Origin of the sequence: Gemmiger sp. An120 (assembly GCF_002160955.1) — a bacterium.
Taxonomy (GTDB): Bacteria; Bacillota; Clostridia; order Oscillospirales; family Ruminococcaceae; genus Gemmiger_A; species Gemmiger_A avium.
Genome location: NZ_NFLN01000012.1, coordinates 30801 through 47168, shown reverse-complemented (window position 1 = coordinate 47168; position 16368 = coordinate 30801). Strand labels below are relative to the sequence as shown.

At 66.6% G+C, this 16368-nt stretch carries 16 protein-coding genes; 7 read left to right on the top strand and 9 right to left on the bottom strand.

Translation table 11 applies throughout. The features are described from left to right. Positions 1-19 precede the first annotated feature (19 nt). The 9 genes from B5E65_RS10750 to B5E65_RS10710 form a co-directional block, all read right to left on the bottom strand. Entirely contained in the window at positions 20-637 is a 618-nt protein-coding gene (locus tag B5E65_RS10750) for a prepilin peptidase (protein WP_143403007.1), read from the bottom strand. Between the two features lie 24 nt (positions 638-661). After that, complete coding sequence (locus B5E65_RS10745) at positions 662-1357, bottom strand: TadE/TadG family type IV pilus assembly protein (protein ID WP_087171769.1); 696 nt, start codon at positions 1355-1357, stop codon at positions 662-664. Between the two features lie 12 nt (positions 1358-1369). Further along, a complete protein-coding gene (locus B5E65_RS10740) occupies positions 1370-4255 on the bottom strand; it encodes a DUF5702 domain-containing protein (protein WP_087171768.1) in 2886 nt (961 codons plus the stop codon). 3 nt (positions 4256-4258) lie between these two features. After that, entirely contained in the window at positions 4259-4873 is a 615-nt protein-coding gene (locus B5E65_RS10735) for a TadE family protein (RefSeq protein ID WP_087171767.1), read from the bottom strand. A gap of 71 nt (positions 4874-4944) precedes the next feature. Beyond that, positions 4945-5133, bottom strand: a complete 189-nt coding sequence (locus B5E65_RS10730) for a Flp1 family type IVb pilin (RefSeq protein WP_087171766.1) — start codon at positions 5131-5133, stop codon at positions 4945-4947. A 50-nt stretch (positions 5134-5183) separates the two neighbouring features. Then, positions 5184-6053: a type II secretion system F family protein gene (locus B5E65_RS10725; protein WP_087171765.1), complete on the bottom strand. Its 870-nt coding sequence runs from the start codon at positions 6051-6053 to the stop codon at positions 5184-5186. Between the two features lie 13 nt (positions 6054-6066). After that, positions 6067-6879, bottom strand: a complete 813-nt coding sequence (locus tag B5E65_RS10720; protein WP_087171764.1) for a type II secretion system F family protein — start codon at positions 6877-6879, stop codon at positions 6067-6069. 1 nt (position 6880) lies between these two features. Next, the gene (locus tag B5E65_RS10715; protein WP_087171763.1) at positions 6881-8125 is read right to left on the bottom strand and encodes a TadA family conjugal transfer-associated ATPase; all 1245 of its coding nucleotides are present in this window, start codon (positions 8123-8125) and stop codon (positions 6881-6883) included. A 19-nt stretch (positions 8126-8144) separates the two neighbouring features. Beyond that, positions 8145-9176, bottom strand: coding sequence for a P-loop NTPase family protein (locus tag B5E65_RS10710; protein ID WP_087171762.1), 1032 nt, complete (start codon positions 9174-9176; stop codon positions 8145-8147). A 254-nt stretch (positions 9177-9430) separates the two neighbouring features. On the opposite strand from B5E65_RS10710, the gene B5E65_RS16720 reads away from it, so the two are divergent. The 7 genes from B5E65_RS16720 (at position 9431) to mgtA (ending at position 16238) form a co-directional block, all read left to right on the top strand. After that, positions 9431-9826: a Fur family transcriptional regulator gene (locus tag B5E65_RS16720; protein WP_158098574.1), complete on the top strand. Its 396-nt coding sequence runs from the start codon at positions 9431-9433 to the stop codon at positions 9824-9826. Next, a complete protein-coding gene (locus tag B5E65_RS10700) occupies positions 9823-10125 on the top strand; it encodes a hypothetical protein (protein ID WP_087171760.1) in 303 nt (100 codons plus the stop codon). The genes B5E65_RS16720 and B5E65_RS10700 overlap by 4 nt, the downstream gene beginning before the upstream one ends. A gap of 98 nt (positions 10126-10223) precedes the next feature. Further along, positions 10224-11198, top strand: coding sequence for a metal ABC transporter substrate-binding protein (locus B5E65_RS10695; RefSeq protein WP_087171759.1), 975 nt, complete (start codon positions 10224-10226; stop codon positions 11196-11198). Positions 11199-11211: 13 nt separating this feature from the next. Beyond that, positions 11212-11901: a metal ABC transporter ATP-binding protein gene (locus B5E65_RS10690; protein ID WP_087171758.1), complete on the top strand. Its 690-nt coding sequence runs from the start codon at positions 11212-11214 to the stop codon at positions 11899-11901. Next, positions 11892-12734 (top strand): metal ABC transporter permease, encoded by an 843-nt coding sequence (locus B5E65_RS10685; protein ID WP_206406303.1) that lies wholly within the window; start codon positions 11892-11894, stop codon positions 12732-12734. Before B5E65_RS10690 ends, B5E65_RS10685 begins: the two co-directional genes overlap by 10 nt. Beyond that, the gene (locus B5E65_RS10680) at positions 12731-13189 is read left to right on the top strand and encodes a hypothetical protein (protein ID WP_087171757.1); all 459 of its coding nucleotides are present in this window, start codon (positions 12731-12733) and stop codon (positions 13187-13189) included. The genes B5E65_RS10685 and B5E65_RS10680 overlap by 4 nt, the downstream gene beginning before the upstream one ends. Positions 13190-13463: 274 nt before the next feature. Then, positions 13464-16238, top strand: a complete 2775-nt coding sequence (mgtA, locus tag B5E65_RS10675) for a magnesium-translocating P-type ATPase (RefSeq protein ID WP_087171756.1) — start codon at positions 13464-13466, stop codon at positions 16236-16238. The last annotated feature ends 130 nt before the right edge of the window (positions 16239-16368 follow it).

Below are 16368 nucleotides of genomic sequence, written 5' to 3'. Positions count from 1 at the left end.
TCATGGGATAAGGGGCGGCTTACACCAGCGCGCCCAGCAGAAGAAAGGGGGCCAGGGGCAGGGTGCTTTTCCGGTCGGCCCGGCGCAGCGCCAGCTGCACCACGCCCACCAGGGCCAGCACCACCATTCCCCGGAACATCAGATACACCACGCCGGGGAATCCGGCGGCCAGGCCGCAGACGGCCAGCAGCAGCACGTCGCCGCCGCCCACCGCCGCCGGGCGCACAAGCCGGGGAATCCCCAGCGCCGCCAGCCCCAGCGCCGCGCCCAGCGCGCCGTTGAGCAGGCTCCACAGCCCGCCGGTGCACTGCCAGATAAGCAGCAGCACCGCGTAGACGGCCAGGCAGTCGGTATGGATCTGGCGGCGGCGCAGGTCGGTGACCGAGGCGGCCAGCAGCAGCCCGGTGAGCAGAAGCAGCCCCGCCGCGCCGCGGCCGAAGCCCTCCTGCACCCAGACGATGTACACCCCCAGCAGCGCCCCCAGCCCGGCCAGCAGCCACCGCTGGCGGTGCCAGCGGCCCGGCATCCGGCAAAGGCGCAGAAACAGCCGCCGGTCCAAAAGGCCGCCCTGGGCGAAAAACGCCGCGCCGAAGCCCAGCACCGCGCCGCACAAAGCGCCCAAACCATAGTCTAACAAACAAAACACCTCTTGTGGAAAGGATCAGCCGCCGCCCCGCAGGCCGGGGGTGGCGCCGCCGATCCAGGGATGCACCACCGCCTGCTGGCGGATGGCAAAGCCCGGCGTGAACAGGGCAAACAGCGGGTCGTTGTACTGGTAGGCGGCGGTCAGGATCAGGTCATACCGGCCGTCCGACGTGATGTACAGCCCGTACTGGATATCCCCGCCCAGCAGATCCCGGTTGATCTTCATCTGGTCCAGGTAGTCGTCCACCATGGCTTCCACCAGCATGCCGCCGCCGGTCTCCACCATGCCGGTGAGCACCAGGTTGGCCACGTCCTCCCCGGTTACCCCCTGCACCTTGCTGACCAGGTTGGAGGAGGCATTGATGAAGGTCTTGCCGCTGTCCAGCAGCTTGCCCAGATTGTCCAGGGAGATGCCGTCGTTGAACAGGGTCAGCGCGTCGGTGGAGGCGTCGTAGAAGTTGTTGATCGCGTCCCCCAGCTGCTGGGCTTTGGCGCTGGTCTCCTCCTGCAGGGAGAGGTTCTCCACCCCCAGGGTCAGGTCCACCGCGTAGCAGTACTGGGCCAGGGTAGAGGCGGCGCTGTTCAGCCCGTGCTGCACCACCGTGTGCAGATAGTAGATGTTGAGAAAGTTGACCAGAAAGGTCAGAAGCAGGATGTACAGCGGCAGCACGATGGCGGCTTCCACCGTCATCGCGCCCTTTTTCTTGCCCATCGTACCCCTCCTTTAATAGCCCATCCGGCTGTATACGGTAAAGTTCATCCGGCCGTCCCGCTTCATGGACATGGGCAGGAACGCCGCGCTCATGAACAGGAAACGGGTGGAGCCGTCCAGCTTGCTGGCCACCGACACATAGGACCCGGCCATGGAGAACTCGCTCTGGCCGCCGTAGCGCAGGTTGGCCTGGATCAGCTGCTGGATCCGCTGTACCTTGGTGGTGTTGCCCGCGAACAGCAGGAAGATGCGCATATAGTCCATGTAGTTCAGGGTCACGTCAAAGCTGCCGGTGTTGGAACCGGTGTTGACCACCTGGCCGCTGGGAAGGATCTTGTTCAGCCCGTTGGACAGCGCCTCAGCGGCCTTTTCCGCGGCCTCGCCGGTGAGGGTGCTGACCTTGTCCTGCAGGGTGGTGCTCACGTTGCGCACCGCCTGGTTCACCTTGACCAGCGCCTGGTCCTTGGCGTTGTCCAGCAGGCCGATGGCCGCGGATTCCGCCGCGCCCAGCTCGCTGTTCAGCGCGCTGCTCACGGTGCCCGCGTCCACCCCCGGTACCTGGCCGCCCAGCTGGCCGGCCCAGTCGGTCAGGGTGGAGCCGGCGGTGCTGACCGCGTCCTGCGCGCCGGACTGGATGGCCTGGTAGGCCTTGTAGACCGCCTGGTTAGCGGCCTGTTCCACCGAAGCGGCGGCGTCGGAGATGGCGCTGTTGACCGCGTCGGCCACCTCGCCGGAGACGTACTCGGCGGCTTCGCTGACCGCTTCCTTGACCAGGCCCTCCGCCGAGATCTTCCAGTCGGCCCCCTGTTTGAAGAGCTGCACGTCCTCACCCTTGAGCAGGTCGGCCACGTCCAGGGCGGACTCGGCCAGGGCCCAGGCGATCAGCAGGCCCGCCGATACCAGCGGGGCCAGGGGCCCGGAGATGGCGGCGGCCAGGGCGTTGGCCTGGGCCACCTTGGCGGAATCGGTAAAGATGGCGGCGGTGTTCAGCGCCATCCGGATACCCAGCAGCTGGGCCGAGATGGTGGCCACGCTGGCGGTGGCGTTGGCATTGCCGGTGAGGATGTATTCCAGCTCCGCCTGGCTGGCGTTATAGGGGGCAAAATACTTGCTGTCGTCGATCAGGTAGGCGTTGTCCGCGTCCTTGGCCAGGTCGGAGTCCGCCGCGTTGTAGTGCTGCACATAGTTGGGGAAGTAGGCGATGGCGTACTCGTTGATGTACAGGCTGTCCCGCGCGCCCTCCAGCACCTGGCCGATCTTTTCGATCAGATCCAGCCCGGCGGAGAGGATGGCGCTGGTGTTCTCGGTGTCCATCGAGCCGGAGATCACACCGTTCCAGTTGGGCTCGCCGGTAGTCTCGAAGGGAACGGCCAGATCGTCGGCGTTCAGGCTGCGCAGATCCTCTTTCTTGGCGTCCTTTTCGGCGTTCTGGCTGGCTTTGTTCCCGTCGGCGGATACCTCGGTTTGGATTTTGGGCTGCTCCGGCTGGCGGAAGCTGGACGCCATGTCCGCCAGGGTGGCCTTGGTGGTGCCCAGCTCGCTGAGCAGCGTGTTCATCGCTTCCCCGTAGGGGCCCATGGAGCCCTCCACGGTGGTGACCAGGCTGGCGGAGACCTGGCTTTCGCCGCTTGCCTCGCCGTACAGCCGGTAGTCGATCACCTGGGAACTCAGGCCGGTAAAGGCGCTGTCCATCTCCCCGGCGCTTTCGGCCAGGTCGCTCAGGTAGGGCCGGGTCATCAGCACCAGGTCGATGTTCTTGAGCATCTCGCCGCAGGTGGCCTGGGCCTGCTCGATCTCCGGCAGGTAGACGGTTTTGTAGTTCTCGTTGTCCGGGTCCTCGTCCAGCTTGGCCTGCAGCTGGCTGATGTAGCTTTCGTAGTTGGCCACCAGCGTGGTGGTCTCGTCCCGCAGGGTGTTGGCCTGCTGGTACAGGCTCAGCGCCTGGCTGTACAGCGAGGCGTAGGCGTCGCCGGTATGGCCGGCGGCCTCCTCGTACTGGGCGCGGGCGGCTTCGATCTGCTCATCCCGCTTGCTGCCGCCGTTTTCCTGGGTGACGGAGGGCTCGCTCTCCGATGTCTGGGTGGAAGAGGCATCGCCCTCCGTCGTCTGGGCGGGGGTCTCCTCCGGTTCGATCTCGTACTCGTTGCCGATCTCGGTGAACCGTTCATCCAGCTCCCGCAGGTACTGGTAGGGGTCGGCGGGATTGGCCGCAAAGGCGGCCACGTTGGCGTTGAAGTTGCCGATCTTGGTGATCATGTCGGACGCGCTGCGGAACAGGGCTTCCTTGCCCCCGGTCAGCTCCAGCTTGTCCTTGGTGACGCTCATGCGCTCGGTCAGATCAAACAGCCCCTGCAGTTTGCCCAGGAAGCTGTCGCCGCTGGTGGCGGCGTTGAACAGGTTTTCCGGCGCCCGGTATTTCATGTGGTCGATGATCTGGGCCTCCACCGCCTCGGTGTTGGCCAGGGTATGGCTGGCCCCGTCCACCAGGGTGACCTCGGCGTCAAAGCTGTACAGGTCAAAGGTGGGCAGTTCCTCCCCGTCCTCGCCGGTCAGGCCGCCCACCGCGCTGGTGACCGCGTCCACCAGGCTGGTGAGGGCGCTTTCCTCCACCGGCACGGTGCCCAGGGTCTTTTCCGCGTAGTCGCCCAGCAGCCGGGTGATGTCCTCCTCGGTCAGCGAGTCGGTGGCGAACAGCCCGTACAGGTCGTAGAGCATCCGGTTGTAGTAGGACAGCACCGAGGCACCGGCGTTGTCCAGCGCGCCCTCGGCCACGGCCCGGGCCATGCGCAGGCGGCCGCTGTCCACCAGCAGGCCGATCAGGGCATAGTTGGAGACAAAAATGATGGTGAGAAAGATGCTGATGGCGCCGGTCAGACGCTTTTTCCATCGGCGGTGCATCGGTCAGCCCCCCTTGTAGCCGTCGCCCTTGACCAGATCGTAGATAAAGGACGCGTTGCGGATGAATTCGGCGGGGGTGTTCAGCGGGGCGCTGGCGGTGATGACCGCCTCGTCCGGCGCCGACAGGCCCACCTGGGCCATCACATCTTCAAACGGATTGGTGTACCGCTTGGTGATGGAAACGGTGACGTATTTCTGCAGGATGTTGCCGGTTTTGGTCACCACCGGCTCCTTGGAGCCGGCGTCCTCCCCCATGACCGAGGGATTGCCCTCCACCAGCCAGCGGGCATAGGCCTGGATATTGGCCAGCCGCTTTTCCGACTTGGTGTCCAGAATATAACGGTAGGGGTCGTGCTCCGAGTAGTTGGCGGCCACCAGCAGGCCGCCGCCGCTCTCCTCGCCCTCCAGGGTCTGGAAATCCCAGGCCCCGTCGCCGCCCAGCTTGTCCCAGCAGGCAGCGCCCCGGGCCGCGGCCCGCATGGCGGCGGTGCCCGCGGCGATGTTCTGGTATTTTATGATACAAAGGTACAGCATCCCCAGAATGGTGAAGAAGATCACCGGGAACAGAATGGCCATCTCCACCGTCATGGAGCCTTTGCAGCGGCCGTGTTTTTTCATGGGGTTGCCTCCTTGCTGAAAATCTTGGTAAGGGGCGGGCCGGCGGCCCGCCCCGGGGTGCTGTGTGCGGATCAGGCGGGATCGGTCACGCCCGGCACATTGCCGGTGTTGAAGAACTTGTCCATCAGATCCTGAACAAAGCCCAGCAGCGCTTTGCGGAAGATCAGGGCCACGGCCACCAGGATGCCGATGATGATCACGATCTCCACGGTGCCCATGCCTTCCTCCTCCTGCCAGAAACGGCGAAGCATCTCTTTCATGGGTGGTTTCCTCCTTTCCTCTGGTCGTGGCCCCGCAATATGCGGGACGGTTATATCGCCATCCCCATGACCGCCGGGGCCGCCACCAGCAGGATGACGGCGATCAGCATCAACATCATGGGGAACAGCAGCTTGGTGGATGTTTCTTCGGCGATCTGCCGGGCGGCCGCCTTGCGGGCCTCCCACAGCTCCTTGCCGATGTCCTGCAAGGCGACCAGCACGTCCGCGCCGCCCCGGTGCATATTCTGCAAAATCACCGACACGAACCGCCGCACCTGGGGCATGTTGCAGGCCACCGTCAGCTGGTCCAGCGCCTCTTCATCGGTGGCGCCGTGCTCCATCTTTTCGGTGGTTTTGGCCAGGGCCTGGTACAGCGGGCCGGAGGCGGGCATCTCGGCGCTGATCTTGAGCAGGGCCGCCCGGATGGTAAGCCCCGCGCCGGAGAGGATGATGATCTGGTTGGTCAGATCGGGCAGGTCCACCGCCACCAGCAGATGGCGCTTTTCCACCCGGTTCTTCACATCGGAAAAGGCCGCCCAGGCCAGCACGCCGCCCAGCGCCGCGCCCACCACCAGCATCAGGGGGTCGCCCCCCATGGCGGCAAAGAACAAAGTGCCCATGAGCAGGCCGATCAGCGCGTTGGTCACCGCCTGGGCCCAGATCACCCGCAGGTAGAACTCCTGGTACTCGGCGGTATACAGCTCGGCCAGCTGGCGGCGCAGGGTGCGGTCCAGGTTGGAGGCGTACTTGTAGCCGCTGAGATCCATGGCCATGAAGCCCACCGGGAAAAAGTCCCGCAGGCCGAAGGTCTCCTTATCCAGCGCCGACACGAAGGCGGCGTATTTGGCTTTGCCTTTCAGGTAGAGCAGGGCGAACACCACCATCACCACCAGAAAGGGAATGTAGATCAGGCTTTCCATACCGCTTTCCTCCTTAAATGGTGATGTCGGTGAGTTTCAGGCCCCACAGATAGCCCACCCCGATCAAAGCCAGCGCGATGGTGGACACCAGCACGCCCGCGGGGTTGTGGAACAGCGGCGCCATAAAGTCGCCGGTGGTCTGGGTCAGCAGCAGCATCAGCAGGATGGGCATGACGGTCAGCACCTTCTGCTCCATCTTCTTTTCCGCCAGCAGGGTGTCGATCTCCTGCTTGGTCTCGATCTTCTGGCTGATCACGTCGGAGGTCTGCCGGATGATCTGGATCAGGTTGCCGCCGGTGCGCTTGGAAATCTCAAAGATATTGGCAAAGGTGCGGATGTCGTCGATGCCCGACCGCTCGGACAGATCGATCAGCAGGTCCTCGATGTTCTGGTTCATGCTCAGCTTGGAGACGATCAGCTCCAGCTCCTGGATGATGTGGGTGCGCGGGTCCACGTACTGGCGCTCCATATCCTCCAGGGCCACCGCCATGGCCTTTTCCACCGAGCAGCCCGCCCCCAGCGCCGAGGACAGGCTGTACAGCATATCCTTGAACTGCAGCGTCAGCTTGCGGCGGCGGGCCGCGATGATCTGCTTGGTGCGGATGGCCGGGTATTTCAGGGACAGCAGCGCCAGCAGCCCCGCCAGGATCGCCGACCGGTAAAAGATATACCCCAGCGCGAACAGCCCCGCCGCGGCCAGCAGGATATAGCCCAGCCTTTCGGCGGGCTTCATGTAGTAGACCGAATAGTCCAGCCCGCCGGACTCGGTGCGCTCCGGACGGGGCGGCTCCTTGACCTTTTTGGGGGCTTTCTGCTTTTTGCTCATATCACCGCATCCCTTCGTTGATGGTGGTGTCCACGCCGGACATCTCGAATTTCTGCATATGGCGCATGGGGTTTTCGCTGCGGCGCAGCTGGCCCAGCACCTCGCCGTGGGGGCCGTTGCCCTCCTTGACAAAGTGGAACAGGGGGTTCAGTTCGTACTCGCCCTTGTGGTAGCCCACCATCTCCACGATCTCCAGGGTCTTGCGGCTCTTGTCGCTCATGCGGCCCAGGTGCACGATCAGGTCAATGGCGGAGGCGATCTGCTGGCGGATGGCGTCCATGGGGAAGTCCGCCCCGGTCAGCACCATCGTCTCCAGACGGGAGAGCATATCGGCGGGGGAGTTGGCGTGGCCGGTGGACAGGCTGCCGTCGTGGCCGGTGTTCATGGCCTGCAGCATGTCCAGCGCCTCGGCGCCGCGCACCTCGCCCACCACGATCCGCTCCGGCCGCATACGCAGCGAGGACCGGATCAGGTCCCGGATGGTCACCGCGCCCTTGCCCTCGGTGTTGGCGTTGCGGGTCTCCAGCCGCACCAGGTTGGGCACGGTGCGGATCTGCAGCTCGGCGGAGTCCTCGATGGTGATGATGCGCTCGTCGGCGGGGATGAAGCTGGACAAGGCGTTCAGAAAGGTCGTCTTGCCCGAGCCGGTGCCGCCGCTGACGAAGATGTTGTATTTGGCCTTGACCGCCGCCTGCAGGAACCGGGCGGCCTCGGGGGTGATGGCCCCCCAGCGGATCAGGTCCTCAAACTGGAGCACCTTTTCCGGGAATTTACGGATGGTGACCACCGGGCCGTCCAGCGCGATGGGGTTCAGCACCACGTTCACGCGGGAGCCGTCCTCCAGGCGGGCGTCACAGATGGGGTTGGAGGTGTCCACCGTGCGGTTCACCTTGGATACGATCCGCTGGATAATGTCCTCCAGCTGCTTGCGGCTCTCAAACCGCATATCCGCTTTGGTCAGGCGGCCCGCCCGTTCGATGAACACGTTCTCCGGGCCGTTGATCATGATCTCGGTGACCGACCGGTCGTCCAGCAGGGGTTGCAGCGGCCCCAGCTTCTTCATCCGGTTGAGCACCTCGTTCACCAGCTCCCGCCGGTCGCTGACGCTCAGGTATTCGCCACCCAGCAGCCGGGTCAGGGCCTCCTGGGCTGCCTGACGCACCTGCTCGTCGGTGATCTCCCGGGTGCCCTCCAGCTGGCGGGCCACCTGGGCGGAAAGCTGGTCTTTCAGTTGGGAAACGTCCATGCCGGTTGCTCCTTTACGCTCAGAAACTCAGGATGGCGGCGCAGCCTTTTTCCAGGTCCGGGTTGCCCCGCAGCACCGCCCGCACGTCCGGCACGCTGGCCAGGCTGGCGGAGTAGGGGAAGGCCACCTGATAGCGGCCGTCGGCGTACTTTTCCCGGCAGCGGTTGCCCGCCACCAGCTCCTTGCCCGCGCAGGGCAGGCTGGAGAAAGCCGGGTCGGCCAGGAAACGCCGGCGCTTGTGCTCGCCCAGGCGGTCGTCCCCGTAGACCAGCACCACCCGGTCGGCCAGATCCATCGCCCGGCTGGATACCTCGTTCAGCACCGAGGACAGATCCAGGATCAGCCAGTCCGGCGAGGCGCCCCGCAGGATGGATTCCACCAGAAACTGCACGTCCGCGCCGGTCAAAGCGCTCTGGTCCCGCACGCTGGCGGGGGTGGGCAGCACCAGCACGTCGTGCTCGTTGCGGCTCAGCGCCGGCAGCAGGGTGCGGGCCGGATCCTCCCGGTCCTGCACGGCGCAGAGGTATTCCTCGGCGCTCACCGTGCCGCAGGGGGCATAGAGGGAATCGATGCAGGGGGCGGTTTCCAGGTTCAGGTAGACCGTCTTGCCCTGCTCCGCCGCCTTGAGGGCGGTCAGGTAGGCCAGGGTGGTCTTGCCCGCGCCGCCCTGGGTGGAGAAGAAGGCGATCACCCGGCCCTGGCTGCGGGAGGCCGCGGCCGCCGCCAGCAGGCCCTTGGCCCGCAGCAGGTTTTTCAGCTCGTCCACCAGGTCCTGGCGGCGCTGGTACATATTAACGGAAAGGGGTTCCTCGGTGCTGGTGTCCTCCCCCAGGGCTACCGGCAGGCCATACGAGGGGTCCAGCCCCCGCAGAAAGCCCGGCGCGCCCAGGATGCAGTCCACCGTTTCGCCGCTGGTGCGCAGCCAGTCCGCCGCGCGGGCCGGGTCGGTGAAGTACAGCACCCGGAAAGAGCGGGGATCCTCACTGAGCAGCAGGTTCAGCTGCTCGCCGAAATACCGGTCCTGCCAGCAGAAAAGTAGTTTGATCGCCATGGTGGAACCCTCCCGCATATGTGGAATTTGTGAATACTTTATTAACAGATTCATTGTACGTTTCGCCCCCGGGCTTTTCAATCGCCGGGGGGGCTGCTTTGCATAATTAACCAAGAAAAGCGCGGAATTGGTATGCTGAGGGCGGATTTTGCCGATTGTGGAGAATCGGTGAAACCTGCCCGCGGCCCTTGACGGGGGCGGGGCGCTTCGGGTATACTATGAGAACGATTCTCAAATTCGCAGGAGGACACACCATGCAGCGCACCGCCTACCAGACCCGCCAGCAGCGGGCCATGCAGACCTGGCTGGAACAGACCGCCGGGCAGCCCTTTACCGCGGGGCAGCTGCGGGCCGCGCTGGGGGAAAGTGTCTCCACCGCCACCGTCTACCGGTATCTGGAGCGGCTGGTGGCCGAGGGCCGGGCCGCCAAGTACACCCTGGAGGGGGAGGGCGCCCGGTTTGAATACCTGGACGCCGCCCCGGCGGGGCTGCACTGCAAGTGCGAGCGGTGCGGCCAGCTGCTGCGCATCCGGTGCGAACAGGCCCGCGAGACCGGCCGCCATCTGCTGGCGGGCCACGGCTTTGCGGTGGATCCCCGGCGCACGGTGGTATACGGCGTGTGCGCCGCCTGCCGGGAGGCCGGGCTGTGAGGGGCCGGGTACTGCGTCTGGCGGCGGGGCTGCTGGCGCTGCTGGTGCTGGCCGGGGCGCTGGGGGCCGCGGCGCTGCTGGCCGGGCAGGCCGCCCACCACTGCGACGGGGACGACGCCTGCCCGGTGTGCATGGGGCTGCGCCTGGCCGCGAATCTGGTGCGGCTGCTGGCCGCGGGGCTGCTCCCGGCGGCGGGGCTGGCCCTGGCCGGGCTGGCCCGGCTTTGCCGCCCGGTACGGGTGCGGCGGATGCCGGTGCGCGTCACGCCGGTGGGGCGCCGTGTGCGATTGAACAATTAAAAAAGCCTTTCCGTGACCGAGAGGGGGCGCGCTGCGCCCGCCCTCGCATTTTTGCGCCCTTTTTTGGGCAGAACCAACAACGGGAGGGCTTTTTTGCCATGCAATACAACAAATTTTTCGGGGTCATCGCCGCGCTGGCGCTGGCCGTTCTGACCGGGTGCGGGGCGGCCGCCCCGGCAACCTCCGCCGCCGAAAGCGGGGAGGAACCGCTGCGGGTGGTGGCTACCGTGTTCCCCGCCTGGGACTGGCTGCGGGAACTGACCGCCGGCCAGGAGGGCCGGGTGGAACTGATACTGCTGCAGAGCGGCGGGGTGGACATGCACAGCTACCAGCCCACCGCCCGCGACCTGCTGACGGTGCAGGAATGTGACCTGCTGGTCTGCGTGGGCGGCCAGTCGGACGCCTGGCTGGAGCGGGCGCTGGCCGGCACGGAGGACGGCCCCCGGGTGGTGCGGCTGGTGGAGGCGCTGGGTGAGCAGGCCTACACCGCCCTGCCCGCCCTGGGCACCCAGGCGGAGGAGGACCACGACCACGATCATGAGGAAGAAGCGGACGAGCATGTGTGGCTGTCGGTGGCGAACGCCCGCACCCTGACCGGGGTGCTGGCCGAAACGCTGGCCGAACTGGACCCGGAGGGGGACTACGCCGCCCGGGCCGCCGCCTACGGCGAGCAGCTGGACGCGCTGGACGAAAGCTACCGGCAGGCGGTGGAGGCGGGCAGCCGCGCCGTGCTGCTGTTCGGGGACCGGTTCCCCTTTGCCCATTTGGCCCGGGACTACGGCCTGACCTGCTACGCGGCCTTTGAGGGCTGCAGCGCCGAGACCGAGGCCAGCTTTGCCACCGTGGCCCGGCTGGCCGCCGCGGCGGAGGAAAACGGGCTGCACACCATTCTGATCACCGAGACTTCGGACGGCAGCCTGGCCGATACCATCGCGGCCACCACCCAGAACGGGCTGGAGAAAGCGGTGCTGAACTCGATGCAGGCGGTGAGTGAAGAACAGATCGAAAACGGGCTGACCTGGCTGGCGGTGATGGAGGCCAACCGGGAGGTGCTGGCGGCGGCGCTGGCCTGAAAGGAGACAAGATATGGAAGAACGGATCCGGGCCCGGGGGCTGACCCCCGGGTATGAGGGCCGGGCGGTGAGCGGCCCGGTGGACTTTGTGCTGCGCCGGGGCGACTGGCTGGCGGTGCTGGGGGAGAACGGCGCGGGCAAAACCACCCTGCTGCGCACGGTGCTGGGGCTGCTGCCGCCGGTGGCGGGCTGCCTGGAGACCCCGGGCCTGGTTCCGGGCCAGCTGGGCTGGCTGCCCCAGCAGACGGCGGTGCAGCGGGATATGCCCGCCTCGGTGTGGGAGGTGGCGCTGTCCGGCCGGCAGGGGCGCCGGGGCTGGCGGCCCTTTTACGGCAGGGAGGACCGGGCCGCCGCGGCCCGGGCGCTGGAACAGGTGGGCATGGCCGGGTTTGCCCGGCGGCGGTTCCGGGAACTGAGCGGCGGGCAGCGCCAGCGGGTGCTGCTGGCCCGGGCCCTCTGCGCCGGGGATCAGCTGCTGCTGCTGGACGAGCCGGTGACCGGGCTGGACAGCCAGGCCGCGGCGGGGATGTACCGGCTGCTGGCAGAGCTGAACCGGCAGGGCACGGCCATCTTTATGATCTCCCACGATCTGGCCGGGGCCCGGCAGTACGCCAGCCATGTGCTGTACCTGGGGGCACAGACCAGCTTTTTCGGCACCCGGGCGGAGTATGAGAACTGGAAAGGAGAAAACGCATGGGCCTGATGCAAACACTGGCGCTGTACTGGCAGTATCCCTTTGTGCGCAGCGCCCTGGCGGTGGGGGTGCTGATCGCGCTGTGCGCCTCCCTGCTGGGGGTGCCGCTGGTGCTGCGGCGGTTTTCCTTTATCGGGGACGGGCTGTCCCACGCGGCGTTCGGGGCGATGGCGGTGGCCTCGGTGCTGAACCTGGCGGGGGAGATGCCCTTTGTGCTGGGGGTCACGGTGGTCTGCGCGGTGCTGCTGCTGCGGGCCGGGCAGAACGCCTCCCTGCGGGGGGACGCCGCCACCGCCATGCTCTCGGTGGGGGCGATGGCGGTGGGCTATCTGCTCATGAACCTGTTCGGCACCTCCGCCAATTTGAGCGGCGATGTGTGCGCCACCCCGTTCGGCGCCACCTCCATCCTGACCCTTACCGCCGGGGAGGTATGGCTCAGCGCCGCGCTGGCGCTGGGCATCACCGCGGTGTTTGCCCTGTTTTACCACCGCATCTTTGCCGTGACCTTTGACGAGGACTTTGCCCGCGCCGCCGGGGTGGGGGCCAAGGCCTGCAACCTGCTGCTGGCGGTCAGCGCCGCGGTGGTGATCGTGCTGGCCATGAACCTGGTGGGTTCGCTGCTGGTTACCGGGCTGGTGGTGTTTCCGGCGCTGGCGGCCATGCGGGTCTGCGGCAGCTTCGGCGGGGTCACCCTCTGCGCGGCGCTGTTCGCGGTGGGCTGCGCCGCGGCCGGTATCCTGATCGCGGTGGTGGCGGGCACCCCGGTGGGCTCCACCATCGTGGCGGTGGAGATCGCCGTCTGGGGGCTGTTCTGGCTGGCCGGCAAAAGGAGGCGGGCATGAGGGCCCGGCTTGCCGGGCTGCTGGCGGTGCTGATGCTGCTGGCGGGCTGCGCCCGGGAGATCCCCTCCACCTACATCCCGCCGGAACCCACCGCCACCCCGGACAGCGGCATCGACGTGGATCTGACCGCTTTGAGCAGCACCATGGTCTTTGCCGAGGTGTACAACATGCTGGACTGCCCGGAGGACTACCTGGGCAAGACCATCCGGGCCGCCGGGGAGTTTGCCGTTTACGATGACCCGGACGGGCGGCTGTACGCGGTGGTGGTGCAGGACGCCCTGGCTTGCTGCGCCCAGGGGCTGGAATTTGTGCCCGCCGGGGAGCCGGCGTGGCCGGAGGAATTTCCGGAGCCGGGCCAGACGGTCACGGTGGAGGGCACCTTTGCAATGTACAGGCAGGGAAATTTTGAATTCTGCCATCTGGCGGACGCCAGCATGACCCTTGCCGCAGAATAAACCAGAAACGCCGGTGCGCCAAAGAAGCGCACCGGCGTTTTTTGCCGCAAGAAAATCGCAAGGGTTTGGTCATGGCCCCCAGGCGGCAAAGGGAGTAGGATAAACAGGCGGGGCAAACCACGCCCCGACATTTTGCGCAAAGCGAGGTGAAACCGGATGGACCCGGATCGAAGTCACAACCAGAAAATCCGCGCCGCGCTGCCAGGGGGCGGGCGGGGGCCTGTCCGGCCCGCGCTCACTCCCGGGTGCGCCGCGCCCAAGGGAGGAATGCGCCATGACCATCAAGAACAAAAAGCAGAATATCGCCCGCATCCGGCGGGAGGCCGCCCGGGAGGTGCAGCGGCAGGACCGGCTTGACCGGCTGCGCCGCGCCGCCGCGTCCGGCGCCGGGGAGGTATTGGACGAGCTGGAAGCTACCCGCCGGGGGCTGGACACCGCCGACGTGCCCGCCCGCCGCGCCCGCTGGGGCGTCAACCGGGTGACCCGCGAAAAGAAAAAATCCCTGCCCCGCCGCCTGGCCGGGGCCTTCGTGAACCCCTTCACCGCCATCCTGTTCTGCCTGGCGGCGGTGTCGGCGGTGACCGACATGCTGCTGCCCGCGCTGAGCCTGCTGGGCAGCACCCCTGAAGAATTTGACTGCGTCACCGTGGTGATCATCCTGACTATGGTGGGCATCAGCGGCACGCTGCGCTTTGTGCAGGAGAGCCGCAGCGGCAGCGCCGCCGAAGCCCTGCTGGCCCTGATCACCACCACCTGCACCGTCTGCCGGGACGGCGCTCCCGAACAGGAGGTGCCGCTGGAGGACGTGGTGGTGGGGGACATCGTGCGGCTGCACGCCGGGGACATGGTGCCCGCCGATCTGCGGATTATGGAGGCCCGGGACCTGTTTGTGAGCCAGGCGGGCCTGACCGGCGAGAGCGAGCCGGTGGAAAAGCTGGCCGCCCCGGTGCCGAATCCGGACACCGTCACCGACTGCGCCGACCTGGCCTTTATGGGCGCCAATGTGATCTCCGGCACCGCCGTGGGGGTGGTGCTGGCGGTGGGGGACGACACCCTGTTTGGTTCCATGGCCAGCGCCGTGGCCGGGGAAGCGGTGGAGACCAGCTTTACCAAAGGGGTCAACGCGGTGTCCTGGGTGCTGATCCGGTTCATGCTGGTGATGGTGCCGGTGGTCTTCTTCATCAACGGCATCACCAAGGGCGACTGGGTGGACGCCTTCCTGTTCGGGGTGTCGGTGGCCGTGGGCCTGACCCCCGAGATGCTGCCCATGATCGTGACCACCTGCCTGGCCAAGGGCGCCGTGTCCATGAGCCGCAAGCGCACCGTGGTCAAGAACCTGAACTCCATCCAGAATTTCGGCGCGATGGATGTGCTCTGCACCGACAAGACCGGCACCCTCACCCAGGACCGGGTGGCGCTGCAGTACAGCCTGGACGTGATGGGCAGCGAGGACGTGCGGGTGCTGCGTCACGCCTATCTGAACAGCTGGTTCCAGACCGGCTACCGCAACCTGATGGACCGGGCGGTCATCCGCCGCACCGAGGAGCTGGAGGCGGAGGACGCCACCCTGACCGATCTGTCCGCCGCCTATGAAAAGGTGGACGAAATTCCCTTTGACTTTGCCCGCCGCCGCCTGACCGTGGTGGTGCGGGACGGCCGCGGCAAGACCCAGATGGTTACCAAGGGCGCGGTGGAGGAGATGCTGGCGGTCTGCGCCTGGGCCGAGTACGAGGGGCAGATCCGGCCCCTCACCGGCGAGGTGCGCCAGCGCATCCTGCGCACCGCCGACGAGCTGAACGACAAGGGCTTCCGGGTGCTGGCGGTGGCCCAGAAGAACGACCCGTCCCCGGCCGGGACCTTCGGCCCGGAGGAAGAGCGGGACATGGTGCTGCTGGGCTATCTGGCCTTCCTGGACCCGCCCAAGGAGTCCGCCGCCGGGGCCATCGCCGCGCTGGCCAAACGGGGGGTGGATGTGCGCATCCTGACCGGCGACAACGAAAAGGTCACCCGCACCGTCTGCCGCCAGGTGGGGCTGCCGGTGCAGGGGATGCTGCTGGGCACCGATCTGGACCGGATGAACGACGAGGAACTGGCCCAGGCCGCCCGCACCGTGCGGGTGTTCGCCAAGCTCAGCCCGGAGCAGAAGGCCCGGGTGGTGAGCGCGCTGCGGGCCGACGGCCACACCGTGGGCTTTATGGGGGACGGCATCAACGACGCCGCCGCCATGAAGGCCGCCGACATCGGCATCTCGGTGGATTCGGCGGTGGACATCGCCAAGGAATCCGCCGACGTGATTTTGCTGGAAAAGGATCTGACCGTGCTGGAGCAGGGCATCACCGAGGGCCGCAAGACCTACGCCAATATGCTCAAGTACATCAAGATGACCGCCTCCTCCAACTTCGGCAACATGTTCTCGGTGCTGGCGGCCTCGGCGCTGCTGCCCTTTTTGCCCATGGAGAGCCTGCAGCTGCTGCTGCTCAACCTGATCTATGACCTGTCCTGCACCGCTATCCCCTGGGACAACGTGGACGAGGAATTCCTGGACCGGCCCCGCCGGTGGGACGCCTCCTCGGTGGGCAGCTTCATGATCTGGCTGGGGCCCGCCAGCTCGGTGTTCGACATCCTGACCTACCTGTTCCTGTATTTTGTGCTCTGCCCGGCGGTGGTGTCCGGCGGGGTGCTGTTCAGCCAGCTGGGCGCTCACTTTGCCGGGGTGCAGCTGGCCCAGATGCGCGCGGCCTATATCGCCCTGTTCCAGGCCGGGTGGTTCGTGGAATCCATGTGGAGCCAGACCTTGGTGATCCACATGATCCGCACCCCCAAGCTGCCCTTTATCCAGAGCCGCGCCGCCGCGCCGCTGACCCTGCTGACCGGCCTGGGCATCGGGGCGCTGACCCTGATCCCCTTTACCCCGCTGGCCCCGGCCCTGGGCTTTGCCGCCCTGCCGCCGATGTTCTTTGCCTATCTCATTCCCTGCATCCTGCTGTATATGGTATTGGCCACCCTGTTGAAAAAGGCCTATATCCGCCGCCACGGGGAATTGCTGTAAAAAAAGACACAGGCGCGCTGCCGAAAGGCAGCGCGCCTGTGCGTTTATGCTGTGCGGACGCCCGGGACAGGGATTATGCGGTGGAGCCGGGCGCAGGGAAGCCCGGCCCCGGTACAGGGCGTGCACAGGA